Raw genomic sequence first — 14,119 nt, 5'->3', positions numbered from 1 at the left:
AACCGGGGCCAAGCTGGCCATCCAAACCATTGACACCCTGGCAACGACTTACCCCGGCCGGCGAAACTCGTTCGCCACCCACGCCGCGGCGCTCGCCTTGCTGAGCTTGAAGGTCGGCGCGACCTGCACCTGCGCGATCTGCTCGCCGAAAATATCGAGCGCGCTCAACAGCGCGTACGGCTCGTCTTCGTCCGGAACGATGTCGAGCGTGATGTCGAGTTCGTCGTTGCCGTCCGCGCTCGGCACGCGCACCGCCTTGTGCAGTTGCGCGCGCAGTTGCTGCTCGTGGCGACGCAGTACTTCCGCCGCTGTTTTCACCAGCGTGTTGAACGCCGATACGTCGAGCGGCTTCGGATCCTTCTTGTTGCGACCCATCGTCCAAGGTCCGACGAGCGCGGGCTCCGCCTCGCCGTCCTTGATCATTTCGACGGCCCAGCCTTCGTCGTCTTCGTTCTTGATGATGCGCGCGGTCCAGCCGTTATCGCGCCACAGACGCTCTTCATGCACGCTTTCGTCCGGTCCGGACGAGTCGTCGGCCAGGAACCCGGTATTCGTATCAGTCGAGAGAAAGGGCGTGTCGTTCATCACAGGTTCACTCACTTCGCGGGGGCGCACAAACAGATTTCGAACCCGCGATTCTACCTTCCCGGCCCGCTTCGCCCTGCTCGCTCTGACGAACGGACAAGGCGCGCTCGGAACGGCGAAGCCGCTCGAGGCGCGAAAATTCTATTTACCCTCACGCGACAATGTATAAAACCGCTTTAAATGTCAGATAAAAAAACGCGGCCCGAAAGCCGCGTGTAAAAATGAAAAAGACACCCTTTGGTCGAAGGGGTCTATCGAAATTATAAGTGGCATCCCACCTTGATTTAACGCTTTCTTCGTAAGACTGCGTTGCGCAAAACGGTGAGAATCGGTGAGGGCATCCGATGCTGGCCGGGAGGCCTTATGTCGTAACGGTCCGGCAACGTCGGCGGACTTGACAGCGCAGCCGCCCATTCACCTGTAAAAATAATTTCCTTTTGGGGACCTGCACTTACACGATTAATTCACATAATCCCGGATGCGCAAATAAACTGTTGTAAGTCGAATAATTAAATATCTGCATAGCGGTAGTTACACTTCGCTGGGAATGGCGCTCAACATGCCGATTCTCCACGTACCACGGAGTGAATCCCGAACATGCAAAGAAGCCTCACCACGGCAGGCCTGCTGAGCGCCTTCGCAATCACCCTACACGGCAAAGCAGCGTCACTTTGTACGGCTCGCTCGACGCGGGTCTCGTCTACTCGAACAACCATTGCGGTCACAGCAGCTGGCACCAGGGCAGCGGCTCATTGTCGAACACCTGCTTTGGTCCGCGTGGCAGCGAGGAAGGTGAGCGGCTCCAACGGCTCGGGCAAGCCGAAGTGGCACACCGTGTCGCTGCAACGCGATTCCCTGGCCGCGCTAGTGACGACGCCGGCGCCTGCTCGGTATACTGCCCCGGCCGCCGTGCGACGCCGCGAAACCGCGCCGCCTGCACGGCAGCTTCGTCGCGAAGCATCGCGCTGCCCGCCAGCGCATCGCGCTTCGCCCGCGCCTCACCTTCCCATGCATGACTGGGAACGCCGACGATCGGATCATGAAAAGACTTCTCCTGCTTGCCCCCGCTGCCGCCCTCACCGCTACCCTCGCCGCTTGCGGTTCGTCGGGCGGCCCCGCGCGCGATGCGTCCGCGCCGCTCGTGTACGTGTCGTCGTCACGCACGCCTGCGTCCATCGCCGCCTGCCTCGAAGGACGTCTGCCGCGCGTGCGTACCTCGCACACTGGCGCCGCGACCGAACTCGCGGTCGGCGCCGATTCGCACAACTCGTACTTCGTCACGCTGACCCCGCTCAACGGCAGCACGGTCATCAAGGTCATGCGTCCGGCCAATGCGCCCGACGATCCACCCGAAGAGGAAATGCGCTTCGCTATCGCACGCTGCGCGACCTGAGCGGCGCGGCGCACTTGAACGCCGTGCGCATCACTTACGGAAGGCCGATGCGCGAATTTATATCTCGCCCATCGGCTATTTTTTTACGCGCTCATCTGCGAACATAGCCGCCCTTTGTTTTTCGCGCGGCACTTGTGTCGCGAATGTCGATGGCATCCAGCAAAGCGCATCATGCGACCGGTTTCGCAGCCGGCATTATCGCGGCGGCGATCGTCGCGCGCAGCGGCGGCAGTCCGTTTCACGCTGGCGTGCTGCTGAGCTTCATCGCCGGCGTGGCCGGCAGCACCGCGCCGGACTGGCTCGAAGTTGCATGGTGGTCGCGCGCGCGGCGGCTGTGGATCACGCATCGCACGTTGACGCATTGGGGCATCGGCTGGCTCGCGCTGCTCGCGGCGTCGTATCACATGCTCGGACATTCGATCTACGCGGCGCCCGCGTTCGGCTTCGCGTGCGGCGGCCTGATGCATCTGCTCGCCGACTGGCCGAATCCGCTCGGCGTGCCGTGGATCGCCGGGCGACATTCGTTGAATCTATGGAATAGCGGGCACTGCGATCTGATCGTCGTCGCGGCGTCGTGGGTGGCCGCGTGGTTCATCGGCGAGCATGTGTGGCGGCATGTCATGCATGCGTTGCCGTGGTTACGCCATTGGCCGATCAGCTAGGCGCAGCGATGCAGCCGGCCGCGGCCAGGCGAGCATCACTGCCGCCCATCGTCGGTGCGCTCTCCTTCGCGGATCTTGCCTTGCGATACGCTACTGCCCGGCGGCACGCTATGCGTGAGCCACACGTTGCCGCCGATCACCGATCCGCGCCCGATCGTCACGCGTCCGAGAATCGTCGCGCCTGCGTAGATCACGACGTCGTCCTCGACGATCGGATGCCGGGCGTTGCCCTTGATCAGCATGCCGTCTTCGTCGGCCGCGAAACTCTTCGCGCCGAGCGTGACTGCCTGGTACACGCGCACGCGTTCACCGATGATCGCGGTCTCGCCGATCACCACGCCGGTGCCGTGATCGATGAAGAAGCTCGGCCCGATCGTCGCGCCCGGGTGAATGTCGATGCCGGTCGCCGAGTGCGCGATCTCGTTGATGAAGCGCGCGAGCAGCGGCACGCCGAGCCGATGCAGCGCATGCGCGAGCCGGTGATGCGTCATCGCCCACACGCCCGGATAGCACAGCAGGATTTCGGTGATGTGCTGCGCGGCGGGGTCGCCGGTGTACGCAGCCTGGATGTCGCTGACGAGCAGCGCGCGGATGCCCGCCAGCTGCGTCGCGAACTCGCGCGCCACCGCGAACGCGCGCTCGCGCAACTCGGCGTCGGGCGTCGCGCCGAACTCTGGCAGGAAGCGCAGCGCGCGGCGAATCTGTTCGGCGAGCAGCCGCAACGTGCTTTCGAGCGTGTGGCCGACGTAGTAGTCGACCGTCTCGTCGGTTAGATCGGGCGCGCCGTAGTGCGTCGGAAACATCGCGGCGCGCAAGCCGGTTACGATATTGACCACCGCTTCGCGCGATGGCAACTCGCGAATGCCGAGCGGATGCCGCGTGCGATGCAATTGCTCGCGCGAGGCGCGCAGGTCGGCGACGATGTGTTCAAGGCCCCAGTTCGGGGAAGGCTCGTTGGGCATAAGGGACGGCGCCGTGCAGCGTGCACGGTTCAAAGTGGTTATCCAGCAGAGATTACCGCGTTTTAACGCTGCCCGCCCGGCGGCGCGCAGATCGGCTCGGCTCGTTGCGTCGGCGCGCGCCGGCACGCATGCATCGTTCCCTGACGTCAGATTGTCAGACTGCTCGCGTCGATCCAGCGCACTGCCCAATCGCGCGCGTGCGCGATTGCGGCGGCTTCGTCGGAGAAGCGCAGTTCCGTGGGGAAGAAACGGTTGGCGACCAGTTCGCCGTCGCTCGAGCGCGAGATCACCACATACGGTTGCCAGGAGCCGTCGCCCGAGCGCGCCGGTTCGCAATTCAATAGATAGCCGCGATGTGTGAATGCAGCATCGAAGTGCATGAGTCACCCGCCCCTGAAGCCCCGTAACATTTTCTCGGTCGCGCGGCCATTTGTTTGTTAATTTTTTCCGACCATGGTGAACAGCCGGAGCATGCCGCCAATTTATCCGCGCGTCGGTCGCAGGAGTAGAATCATACTCTGTAGAAAATACGCGTCCATTAAAAAAAACGAAATGAATCGCGGACCTCATCGCCATTCAATCGCGTGGGCAACGCCACTCGCATCGAATCATGGCGGACAACGCATCGCGACTCCCGCGCAAAGCGGCGCCGTGTCAGTCGGAACGGCTTTTGCTCTTTCTTCGAATGTCCTCTTCAGGAGATGCACGATGAACAGCGCGATCAGCAAACCCGAAAACGCCGGCACGAAACCCGACCCGAAGGACCCGCCAACCACGGACCTGCACAACGATCGCACGCACGACAGCACCGTCGACACCGACGGCAAGAACCATGAAGCGGCCCGTCTGGCGGGCCACGGCGCGATCTCGCCCGACGAAATCACAACCAGCAATGCAACGCTCGAGAACAGCGTGCCCGAGGCGCTCGACGGCATGGCCGGCTTCGACAGCCGGCTTGGCGGCAACCATCTGCTGCTCGCGCTCGAGCCCGGTTACGCGGTGATCGACAAGGGCATGGTCGAGCCGCTCGGCGTCTACTCGGCCGACAACCAGTACATCGACCCGCGTCCGGTCGGACAGCGCCAGGAGCGCGGCCGCATTCACTACGCGCTCAATCATTTGCGGCCCGCGCGCGTTATCGAATTACACCGCGTGAAATAGGCGGACGCGCGCGTATCATCCCTTTATACGCGCGCGTTTGAATTACCTCGTTTATTCCGATTAAATCAGGCATTCACGTCGCACGCACCGTTTTATTCTGGTGCGTGCTTTGCTTTGTTTAATGTTAGTTCGTTTAACGGAGTTGCGGATGAAAAGGATCGTCGTCATCGGTGCCACGGGCACGCTGGGCCACGCCGTCAGCGAGGGGTTGAAGGCGCGTCACGAAGTGATCGAGGTGGGCGCGACGCGCGGGCAATATCACGTCGACAGCACGGACCCAGCGAGCGTCGAGCGGCTGTTTCGCGACATCGGCAAGGTGGACGGCGTCGTCACCGCGACCGGCAACGTGCATTTCGGTCCGCTGGCGCAGATGAGCATCGAGCAGTTCTGGGTCGGACTGCGCGACAAGCTGATGGGCCAGATCAACGTCGTGTTCGCGGCGCTGCCGTACGTGAACGACGGCGGTTCATTCACGCTGACGAGCGGCATTCTGGGCGACGAGCCGATCGCGCAGGGCGCGAGCGCGACGACCGTCAATCTCGCGCTGGAAGGCTTCGTGCGTGGCGCGGCGATCGAACTGCCGCGCGGGCTGCGCATCAACGTCGTCAGTCCGACCGTGCTGACCGAGTCGATGGAGGCTTATGCGCCGTTCTTTCGCGGCTTCGAGCCCGTCAGCGCACAACGCGCTGCGCTTGCTTATCTGCGCAGCGTGGAAGGCGCGCAGACGGGGCGCGTGTATCGCGTCGGGTATTGAGCGTCAGTGAATTTCCGGCTCGCCCGAGCTTTCCGGACTCGCGCCGCCGCGCTGCAGGAAGTCGAAATCGCAGCCTTGGTCCGCCTGCATCGCGTGCGCTTGATGCAGGGCGCCATAGCCGCGCTCGAAGCGCGCCGCCGGTTTGACCCACGCGGCCTTGCGGCGCGCGAACTCTTCGTCCGATATCAGCAGGTTCAGCCTGCGGCGCGGCACATCGAGCTCGATCAGATCGCCGCTTCGCACCAACGCCAGCGGACCGCCGACGAACGCCTCGGGCGCCACGTGCAGCACGCACGCGCCATAGCTCGTGCCGCTCATCCGCGCGTCGGAGATGCGCACCATGTCGCGCACGCCTTTTTGCAGCAGCTTGCGCGGGATCGGCAACTGACCCCACTCGGGCATGCCCGCGCCGACCGGCCCCGCGTTCTGCAGCACCAGCACGCAGCTTTCGTCGATGTCGAGCGCGTCGTCGTCGATGCGCGCGGCCATGTCGTTGTAGTCGCTGAACACGACCGCGCGGCCCGTATGTGCGAGCAGATGCGACTCGGCCGCGCCGGGTTTGATAACGGCGCCGTCGGGCGCGAGATTGCCGCGCAGCACCGCGAGGCTGCTGTCGCGCAGTAGCGGATTCGTGCGGCGGCGGATCACGTCGTCGTTGAAAATCTGCGCGCCCGCGAGGTTCTCGCCGAGCGTGCGGCCGTTCACGGTTTTCTGCGAACCGTCGATCAGCTCGTCCAGTTCCGCGAGCAGCGCGCGCAATCCGCCAGCGTAGAAAAAGTCCTCCATCAGATAGGCGCCGGTCGGCCGGATGTTCGCGAGCACGGGCGTGCGGCGTGCGATCTCGTCGAAGCGATCGAGCGTCAACTCGACGCCCGCGCGCCGTGCAAGCGCGATCATATGCACGACCGAATTGGTTGAGCCGGACAGCGCGACACAAGTCGTCACCGCGTTATCGACCGATGCCGCAGTGATCAGGTCCGACGGCTTCAGATCCTCCCACACCATCTCGACGATACGCATGCCGGTTTTCGCGGCCATCCGCGCATGACGCGAATCGGGCGCGGGCGTCGACGCGAAGCCGGGCAGCGTGAAGCCCAGTGCTTCGGCCGCGCTGGTCATCGTCGACGCAGTGCCCATCGTCATGCAGTGCCCCGGCGAGCGAGCGATGCCGCCCTCGACGCCCTGCCAGTCTTCCGGCGTCAGCGTGCCCGCGCGCAGTTCGGCCCAGTATCGCCATGAATCGGAACCCGAACCGAGCGTCACGCCGTTCCAGTTGCCGCGCAGCATCGGACCGGCGGGCAAAAAGATGGCGGGCAGATCCATCGAGATCGCGCCCATCAGCAGCGCGGGGGTGGTCTTGTCGCAGCCGCCCATCAGCACGACGCCGTCGGCGGGGTACGAGCGCAGCATCTCCTCGGCTTCCATCGCGAGGAAATTGCGGTACAGCATCGTGGTGGGCTTCTGGAACGGCTCGGACAGCGTCTGCACAGGCAACTCGATAGGGAAGCCGCCGGCCTGCCAGATGCCCCGCTTCACTTCCTCGACGCGCTGCTTGAAATGCGTGTGGCACGGATTGATCTCGCTCCACGTGTTGAGAATCGCGATGACCGGCTTGCCCGCGTATTCCTCCCGGTTGTAGCCCATCTGCGCGGTGCGCGAGCGGTGGCCGAACGAACGCAGATCGTTCGCGCCATACCAGCGATGACTGCGCAATTCCTCGGGGGTTTTTCTCTTCGTCAACGTCTACTCCACGATTGACGCCGACCACGCGTCAGCGCCGCTGTTCTTTCACGCGAGACACGATCTGCGTCGGGCTCACGAATTGTAGTGCGATCAGCACCCAGATCAACGTGATCGCCATATAGATCATCGCCATCGCATCGATCGATTGCGGCGCGCGCACGCCGGTCGAAAACACAGCGTAGTACAACGCGACCACCAGCGTTTGCGTGGCAGGACCGGCCGTAAAGAACGTCAGCTCGAACATGCCGATCGTACGCACCAGCACGAGCAACCCTGCGGCCAGCATACCCGGCACGAGCAGCGGCAGCAGCACGTAACGGAAGTAGCGGAACGTGTTCGCGCCGAAAATGCGCGCGGCTGCTTCGAGATTCGGATCGATCTGCTCGATGAACGGTGTCATCACCAGAATCACGAATGGCAGCGCCGGTACGAGGTTCGCAAGAATCACGCCCCATAGCGTGCCGGCAAGGCCGACCTTGTACATCACGGTCGCCATCGGAATGCCGTAGGTGACGGGCGGCACCATCAGCGGCAGCAGAAAGATCAGCATCGCAAGGCGCTTGCCGCGAAATTGCACGCGCGCGAGCGCATACGCGGCAGGCACGCCGAGCAGCACCGACAGCAGCACGACCGCGCCGACCACCTGCACGGTCACCCACAGCACGCTCGCGAGCTGGAAGTCGTTCCACGCCTGCGCATACCAGTGCAGCGTGAAGCCTTGCGGCAACGCGGTGCCGAACCAGCGCGTCGCGATCGAATTCACCGCGACGGTCGCAATCAGCAGCACGACGTTGATCAGGAAAAACGCCATCACGGCCCACACCAGCACCTGCCAGATGCGGCCCGGCAAGTTCGCGCGCTGACGCGCGTGTTGCGCGGGCTCGCGGGCGCCATCGCCCGGCTGCGGCGCCGCGGATGCGGAAGCGGAGGTGGACGCGGGCCAGTCGGGCTGCGTCGCGCGACGATCGGTCGTCATCAGCCTTTGCCTCCCGTAACGGGACCACGATAGAACCAGCGGCGCGCGCCGAGCAGCGCGGCGACCACCAGCAGTTGCACGAAGCCCATCACCATCGCGATCGCCGACGCGAGCGAATAGTCGTAGCTCTCGAATGCGGCTTCGGCCGCGGCAATCGACATCACGCGCGTCGGACCCGCGGGCGCGCCGAGCAGCACCGCCGACGGAAACACCGAGAACGCCTGCACGAACGACAGACACGCGGCCATCGTGAGCCCCGGCACGAGCAGCGGAAAATAAATGCGGCGAAACTGCTGCCACGGACTCGCGCCGAGCGTCGCCGCCGCGCTCGCGAGCGTCGGGTCGATGCCGGTCACGTACGAAAGCGTCAACAGAAACGCGAACGGAAAGCCCGACACGATCAGCGACAGCAGCACACCCGTGAAGTTGTGCGTGAGCCGCACCTCTTGCGTGTACAGATGCAGCGCCTGCAATGCCTGCGGCAGCCAGCCGTGCGGACCGAAGTACGTGAGCATGCCGTCGGCGATCAGCACGGTGCCGAGCGTCACCGGAATCACCAGCAGCGTCGTGACGATCTTCTGATAACGCGAGTAGCGGCGCAGTGCGAATGCGACCGGCACCGACACGCCGACGTTGATCAGCGTGGCCGGCACCGACAGCTTCAGCGTGACGAGAATCGTCGGCCACATCGACGTGTCGGTGAAGAACGTCAGATAGTTGGCCCATAGACCGCCGCCGTTCATCGGCCGGAACGACAGCGCGAGACCGTACGCGAACGGATAAATGAACAGCGCGACGATAAAGAGCAGCGCCGGCGCGACGAGCCAGGCCTTGGCGTCGCGCGACGCGCGGGGAGTAAGCGGGGGGACGAGCGTCGGCGTGTTCATGCGGCCTCGGCATCGTAGACCAGCACGCACGACGGCCGCACGCGCAGCATGATGCGTTCGCCCTCCGCGCATTCACCGGTCACGCGCGCCCACACGTCGCCGAACGCGGTCTTCACGCGCAGCAGCGAATCGTGGCCGCCGTATTCGACCGCGTCGATCAGCGCCTCGAACGCGTTGTCGGCGCCGGGCTCGGCGCGCTCCATGTCTTCGGGGCGCAGCGCGACGCTCACGCGCTTGCTGTCGAAGCCGGCCATCGCCGTGCCGATCAGCCGCACACCGTTCGCACTGACCACGACGCCCTCGCCTTGCATGCCCTCCAGCGTGAACTCGGCGACGTTGCGATAGCCCATGAAGCGCGCGACATGCAGATTGCGCGGCCGCGTATAGACCTCTTTCGGCGTCGCGACCTGCTGCACGACGCCCTCCCTCATCACGACGATGCGATCGGCCATCGACAGCGCTTCGTCCTGATCATGCGTCACGTACAGCGTCGCGCGTTCGAGCTGCGTATGGATGCGGCGAATCTCGGCGCGCATTTCGATGCGCAGCTTCGTATCGAGATTCGACAGCGGCTCGTCCATCAGGATCAGCGGCGGCTCGATCACGATCGCACGCGCGATCGCGACACGCTGCTGCTGGCCACCGGACAATTGGCCGGGCAGCTTCTGCTCATGCCCTGTCAGTTGCACCAGTTTCAAGGCCTCGCGTGCACGGCGCGCGATCTCGCTCTTGCCGACGCCGCGCATCTTCAGCCCAAAGCCGACGTTGTCGAGCACGCTCATGTGCGGGAACAGCGCGTAGTTCTGGAACACCATGCCGAAGCCGCGCTTTTCCGGCGGCAGCACGTCGATGCGGCGCTCGTCGAGCCAGATGCCGCCGCCGGTGAGCGGCTGCAATCCGGCGATGCAGTTCAGCGCCGTCGATTTGCCACAACCCGACGGTCCCAGCAGCGCGATGAACTCGCCGCGCCGGATCGTCAGATCGAGACCCTGCAGCGCGGCGATCGCGTGACCTTGCGCATTCGTGAAACTGCGGCTCACCGAGTCGAGCCGCAACTGCTCAAAGTGATGCTTCATACGGTTTCCTGATCCGCGTGAGACGACGGCTGTCGCAAGTGCCGCGCGTGCGGTGCGCGCGGCGCATCAGGCAGTTAAGCCGAGGCGCGCGTGGTCGCCGCAAACACGCAGCGCGGCGCTACCTCACGCCGCGCCGCGTTTCGCCTCGTTTTCCGTCGCAATGGTGAAGGCCTATCGGGTCTTCTGCGCGCCGATGTCGGTATCCCACTTCCTGAAGGCCGCGACCATCGCCGCCGCATTCAGCGGCAACGCATGCGGACGATCGCTCAACATCTTCGCGTATTCCGGTCGGCCATACTTTTGCAGCACCTCCTGGCTATGCGCGGCCGCCTGCTCGATCGTGACGCCCTTGATCGCCGGGCCCGGGTAGAAGTAGCCGTCGTCGTAGGTCAATGCTTGCTGCGCGGGCTCCAGCATGAAGTTCATCATCTTGTACAGCACGTCGAGCTTTTCCTTCGGCACGCCCTTCGGAACCACCATGTAGTGCGCGTCGTTGACCCACGTCATGTTGTCGAACGGCTGTACACGGAATTCGGCCGGCACGATGCCGAGCGCGCGCGGATTGATGTCCCAGCCGGTCACGGTCACGGTCATGTCGCGCGTGCCCTCGCCCAGTTCCTTCATCACCGCCGAGGTACCGCCCGGATAGTACGGAATGCAGTCGTTCAACTGCTTCAGGTACGCCCACGTCTTGTCCCAGCCGTGCACCGGGTCCTGCGGGTCCTTGTCGCCGAGCACATAGGGCAAGCCCATCAGGAACGTGCGGCCAGGACCGGAATTGGCCGGCCGCGCGTAGATCAGCTTGTCGGGGTGGGCCTTGCACCATTGCAGCAGTTGCTCGGGTGTCTTCGGCGGATCGCTGACCTTGGCCGGGTTGTATTCGAGCAGCGGACCAGCCGGCATATACGCGACCTCGAGACCGTAGCCCTGCGCCAGATCCTGCATCTTGCGCGGGCCCGGCGCGTACTTGTCGAGCACACCGGGGAACTGCGCCGCGTTATCGGGCAGCAGCTTGATCCACAGGTTCTGTTCGATGCCGGCCGCGAGCGCGTCGGTGCCGGTCAATACGAGGTCGATGTCGGAGCGTCCCGCGGCCTGCATCGCCTTGATCTTGCCGGGCAATTGCGGCGACGGAGCGTTCGTGAACGTGATGTTCGCAACGAGATTCGGATTCTTCGCCTTGAACGCCTCGAAGCCCTTCTGCGTGAGTTGAAGATCGCCGGCCACGTCGACGATGTTGATCGTGACCGGATCGGCCGCGTGCGCGGCAAGAGTGAACGCCGCACTCGCGGCGATACAGACGGATACCAGCTTGAACGACAGCCTGTGCGAAACAGTCATTGCGTCTCCTCGCTTCTTGGTATGGAAGCCCGCTAGTCGATGTGTTGCATGCGGGCGGTATCTTTCTACCAAGGGAACATAGCGAAGCGTAACAGCCGATGTCAAGCAAATAGTCGAGAGCGCGAGGCCTGGTCAAAAGTGGCTCAATTGACGTGAAATCCTTGCCGTTCAATGCCTGGCAACGCGAATTAAGGGCAAACCCGAGCATCCGCAGTGGCTGCAAAAGCTGTTGTCTAGTTAGCGGACAACTGCTCAACCTCCGCGCGCGCCCTGCGTATTGACGAACAGCGAATACAAGCCGTGGCTCGCCGCCATGAACAGACGGTTGCGATGCCGTCCGCCGAAGCAAACGTTCGCGCAACGCTCCGGTAGCGCGATATGGCCGAGCGGCTCGCCTTGCGCGGTGAAGACGCGCACGCCGTCGAGTTCGTCGGTGCCCATGCCCCAGCCGCACCACAGGTTGCCGTGCACGTCCACCCGAAAGCCGTCGGGCGTGCCCGGACCCGCGTCGATCAGCACGCGGTTGTTCGACACTGTCGTGCCTTTGCCAGTGGCCTCGACATCGAATACGCGGATCTTGCGCGGCTCGCCGCGCGATTGGACCACGTACAGCAGCGACTCGTCCGGCGAAAACGCGAGACCGTTCGGGGCGAGCACGTCGTCGATGACCATCGAAACCTCGCCCGACTGCCCGTCGATCCGATACACGCACGGCTTCAGTTCGGACTGCTGCTGCTCGCCCTCGTAGAAACCTTCGATGCCGAAGGTCGGGTCGGTAAACCAGATCGAGCCGTCCGATTTGACGACCACGTCGTTGGGCGAATTGAAGCGCTTGCCCTGATAGCGGTCGGCGAGCACGGTGATCGACCCGTCGTACTCGGTGCGCGTCACACGCCGCATCAGGTGCTCGCAACTGACGAGACGCCCTTCGCGATCGCGCGTATGGCCGTTCGCGTTGTTCGACGATTGACGGAACGTGCTGACCGCGCCCGTCGTTTCGTCCCAGCGCAGGATGCGGTCGTTCGGAATATCGCTCCACAGCAGATAGCGGCCGTCGCCGAACCACACCGGCCCCTCCGACCAGCGCGTGCCCTGATACAGGCATTCGACCGACGCCGATGCGATGATCAACGACTTGAAGCGCGGATCGAACACTCGGATGGAAGGATCGGGATAGCGTCGGCTGTGTTCGGTCATGTGCTTGCCTGCGTGTCGGAGCGGTTCGATTGGGTGGGTGCGAACTCGCGCTCGAGAGCGAGCAGCGTGCACGCGGTCTGCGCGATCTTCGCATGATGCTCGCGCGGTGTCGAACTGAGCAGCGGCAGCAACGGCCCCATGTCGGCGAGGCCCGTAAACGTGATCGTGTCGTGCAGCACGCGGAACAGCGAGATGTCGTTACGCAGCGTTTCGAGCGGCATGAACGCATCGTACAAACGCTGGGCGGTGTCGTTGTCCGCGCTATCGGTGCCATCGGCGCTCCGGCCGCTTTGCACCGCGCGCAGCAACGCCATCACCATGCTCGGCGCGATGCAGCCGCTGCCGGTCGTCCACGCTGCCAGCCCGAACTCGCGCAGATGCACGAGCGCTGGCCGCTCGCCCATGCCCGATACGATCTTCGCGGCCGGCACGCATTGCAGCAGCCGGCGCAGATAGGGATCTTCGGCGGGATCGTCGCGCGGGATCGCGTATTTGACCGCGCTCAACGTGCCACGCTCGACGAGCCGCGCGAGCGCATCGACAGCCACGTAGTTTTCGCTCTTGATATACAAGGTGAGCGGCATGCCTGCCGTGTCGGCGATCCGCGTGAGGCCCGTCTCGACGCCCTCGGACGTCGTCACGCCGCCGAGCGGCAGCACCATCGCGGTGCGGTAACGCGTCTGCGCGAGGATGCGCGCCTGATCGAGCATCTTGCCGTAGTCGGGACCGAGCGCCGGAATCACGCGTGTGCCCGGACTCGCGGCTTCGGCGAGCAGGTCCAGTAGCTCGCGGTATTCACTGACCGCGACGTGATAGAGGTTCGCGTTGCCGCCATACAGTAGCGTGCGTACGCCACCCGCTTCGATATGGCGGATCAGCGCGAGATTCCGAGCAGGGTCGAGCGTGTAGTCGGCGCGGCGCGCGAGCGGCGGCACGGCCATGACCGACGCGGCGAACTCGCCGTCGCGCAGCGGAGAATCGTTCATGATGGTTGACGCGCAAACGTGCTGGGCGGAGGTTTCACGGTAGCATCGGCATCAGAATGTTGTCAAACAACCTGCGCGCGGCGATCGCCCCAGCATGCCGTCGGTGGCGAATTGCCCGGGAAGTGCTCACGAAATTTCCTTTTGGATAACAATGGAGCCACAGCCCCCATGCAAACCGCGCAGGCGCTTGTTTGGCAAGACCGACGCGACGCGCAAATAACCGGTGTTCCCAAATAATCGGGTAAATGCGATTAATTCCGAAGCACGAAAGAAATAATGCTGTCAATGAAACACATTAAAATGCGGTAGCCTGATGCCGATTAGCCGCATTTCTCGCCCGACACCCGGGCGGGTTAAAAGTCTATTTCAATCAGCATAATAATAGGCAACACCGCC

At 63.8% G+C, this 14,119-nt stretch carries 14 protein-coding genes; 4 read left to right on the top strand and 10 right to left on the bottom strand.

Annotation, left to right across the window (positions count from 1 at the left end):
* Positions 1-48 precede the first annotated feature (48 nt).
* Entirely contained in the window at positions 49-585 is a 537-nt protein-coding gene (locus AB3X96_RS19535; RefSeq protein WP_368590960.1) for a hypothetical protein, read from the bottom strand.
* An 883-nt stretch (positions 586-1,468) separates the two neighbouring features.
* Between AB3X96_RS19535 and AB3X96_RS19530 the strand changes: the two genes are divergently transcribed.
* Both AB3X96_RS19530 and AB3X96_RS19525 read left to right on the top strand, forming a co-directional pair.
* The gene (locus AB3X96_RS19530; RefSeq protein ID WP_368591068.1) at positions 1,469-1,978 is read left to right on the top strand and encodes a hypothetical protein; all 510 of its coding nucleotides are present in this window, start codon (positions 1,469-1,471) and stop codon (positions 1,976-1,978) included.
* A gap of 149 nt (positions 1,979-2,127) precedes the next feature.
* Positions 2,128-2,640, top strand: coding sequence for a metal-dependent hydrolase (locus AB3X96_RS19525; RefSeq protein ID WP_368590959.1), 513 nt, complete (start codon positions 2,128-2,130; stop codon positions 2,638-2,640).
* Positions 2,641-2,675: 35 nt separating this feature from the next.
* Here the strand turns inward: AB3X96_RS19525 and epsC are convergent, their stop codons facing one another.
* A complete protein-coding gene (gene epsC / locus AB3X96_RS19520; RefSeq protein WP_368590958.1) occupies positions 2,676-3,602 on the bottom strand; it encodes a serine O-acetyltransferase EpsC in 927 nt (308 codons plus the stop codon).
* 146 nt (positions 3,603-3,748) lie between these two features.
* Complete coding sequence (locus AB3X96_RS19515; RefSeq protein WP_013092363.1) at positions 3,749-3,982, bottom strand: hypothetical protein; 234 nt, start codon at positions 3,980-3,982, stop codon at positions 3,749-3,751.
* A 328-nt stretch (positions 3,983-4,310) separates the two neighbouring features.
* On the opposite strand from AB3X96_RS19515, the gene AB3X96_RS19510 reads away from it, so the two are divergent.
* Together AB3X96_RS19510 and AB3X96_RS19505 are read left to right on the top strand one after the other, a co-directional pair.
* Positions 4,311-4,763, top strand: a complete 453-nt coding sequence (locus AB3X96_RS19510; RefSeq protein WP_368590957.1) for a DUF3005 domain-containing protein — start codon at positions 4,311-4,313, stop codon at positions 4,761-4,763.
* A gap of 148 nt (positions 4,764-4,911) precedes the next feature.
* Positions 4,912-5,517 (top strand): short chain dehydrogenase, encoded by a 606-nt coding sequence (locus AB3X96_RS19505; RefSeq protein ID WP_368590956.1) that lies wholly within the window; start codon positions 4,912-4,914, stop codon positions 5,515-5,517.
* A gap of 3 nt (positions 5,518-5,520) precedes the next feature.
* Here the strand turns inward: AB3X96_RS19505 and araD are convergent, their stop codons facing one another.
* From araD to AB3X96_RS19470, 7 genes are all read right to left on the bottom strand, one after another.
* Positions 5,521-7,257 carry an L-arabinonate dehydratase gene (gene araD, locus AB3X96_RS19500; RefSeq protein WP_368590955.1) on the bottom strand — a complete coding sequence of 579 codons (1,737 nt, stop codon included), beginning with the start codon at positions 7,255-7,257 and terminating at the stop codon, positions 5,521-5,523.
* Positions 7,258-7,288: 31 nt separating this feature from the next.
* On the bottom strand, positions 7,289-8,236 hold the full coding sequence (locus AB3X96_RS19495; RefSeq protein ID WP_368590954.1) for an ABC transporter permease: 948 nt from the start codon (positions 8,234-8,236) through the stop codon (positions 7,289-7,291).
* Positions 8,236-9,123: an ABC transporter permease gene (locus AB3X96_RS19490; protein WP_368590953.1), complete on the bottom strand. Its 888-nt coding sequence runs from the start codon at positions 9,121-9,123 to the stop codon at positions 8,236-8,238. Before AB3X96_RS19490 ends, AB3X96_RS19495 begins: the two co-directional genes overlap by 1 nt.
* Positions 9,120-10,199 (bottom strand): ABC transporter ATP-binding protein, encoded by a 1,080-nt coding sequence (locus tag AB3X96_RS19485; RefSeq protein ID WP_176125458.1) that lies wholly within the window; start codon positions 10,197-10,199, stop codon positions 9,120-9,122. Before AB3X96_RS19485 ends, AB3X96_RS19490 begins: the two co-directional genes overlap by 4 nt.
* Before the next feature lie 171 nt (positions 10,200-10,370).
* The gene (locus AB3X96_RS19480; RefSeq protein WP_368590952.1) at positions 10,371-11,540 is read right to left on the bottom strand and encodes an ABC transporter substrate-binding protein; all 1,170 of its coding nucleotides are present in this window, start codon (positions 11,538-11,540) and stop codon (positions 10,371-10,373) included.
* Between the two features lie 252 nt (positions 11,541-11,792).
* Positions 11,793-12,737, bottom strand: coding sequence for an SMP-30/gluconolactonase/LRE family protein (locus AB3X96_RS19475; RefSeq protein WP_368590951.1), 945 nt, complete (start codon positions 12,735-12,737; stop codon positions 11,793-11,795).
* Positions 12,734-13,723 carry a dihydrodipicolinate synthase family protein gene (locus AB3X96_RS19470; protein ID WP_368590950.1) on the bottom strand — a complete coding sequence of 330 codons (990 nt, stop codon included), beginning with the start codon at positions 13,721-13,723 and terminating at the stop codon, positions 12,734-12,736. The genes AB3X96_RS19475 and AB3X96_RS19470 overlap by 4 nt, the downstream gene beginning before the upstream one ends.
* Positions 13,724-14,119: the final 396 nt, after the last annotated feature.

The sequence above is a fragment of the Paraburkholderia sp. BR13439 genome (assembly GCF_040948805.1).
GTDB classification, from domain to species: Bacteria; Pseudomonadota; Gammaproteobacteria; order Burkholderiales; family Burkholderiaceae; genus Paraburkholderia; species Paraburkholderia youngii.
The sequence above is the reverse complement of the archived record's forward strand: the minus strand, read 5'-3'. Positions and strand labels throughout refer to the sequence as shown.

Bases quoted from the DNA above. Each gene is read 5' to 3' on its own strand.
- AB3X96_RS19515 (WP_013092363.1), bottom strand. From the start codon at position 3,982: ATGCACTTCGATGCTGCATTCACACATCGCGGCTATCTATTGAATTGC.
- AB3X96_RS19475 (WP_368590951.1), bottom strand. From the start codon at position 12,737: ATGACCGAACACAGCCGACGCTATCCCGATCCTTCCATCCGAGTGTTC.
- AB3X96_RS19470 (WP_368590950.1), bottom strand. From the start codon at position 13,723: ATGAACGATTCTCCGCTGCGCGACGGCGAGTTCGCCGCGTCGGTCATG.
- AB3X96_RS19485 (WP_176125458.1), bottom strand. From the start codon at position 10,199: ATGAAGCATCACTTTGAGCAGTTGCGGCTCGACTCGGTGAGCCGCAGT.
- AB3X96_RS19535 (WP_368590960.1), bottom strand. From the start codon at position 585: ATGAACGACACGCCCTTTCTCTCGACTGATACGAATACCGGGTTCCTG.
- AB3X96_RS19525 (WP_368590959.1), top strand. From the start codon at position 2,128: ATGGCATCCAGCAAAGCGCATCATGCGACCGGTTTCGCAGCCGGCATT.
- AB3X96_RS19490 (WP_368590953.1), bottom strand. From the start codon at position 9,123: ATGAACACGCCGACGCTCGTCCCCCCGCTTACTCCCCGCGCGTCGCGC.
- AB3X96_RS19480 (WP_368590952.1), bottom strand. From the start codon at position 11,540: ATGACTGTTTCGCACAGGCTGTCGTTCAAGCTGGTATCCGTCTGTATC.
- AB3X96_RS19510 (WP_368590957.1), top strand. From the start codon at position 4,311: ATGAACAGCGCGATCAGCAAACCCGAAAACGCCGGCACGAAACCCGAC.
- epsC (WP_368590958.1), bottom strand. From the start codon at position 3,602: ATGCCCAACGAGCCTTCCCCGAACTGGGGCCTTGAACACATCGTCGCC.
- AB3X96_RS19505 (WP_368590956.1), top strand. From the start codon at position 4,912: ATGAAAAGGATCGTCGTCATCGGTGCCACGGGCACGCTGGGCCACGCC.
- AB3X96_RS19495 (WP_368590954.1), bottom strand. From the start codon at position 8,236: ATGACGACCGATCGTCGCGCGACGCAGCCCGACTGGCCCGCGTCCACC.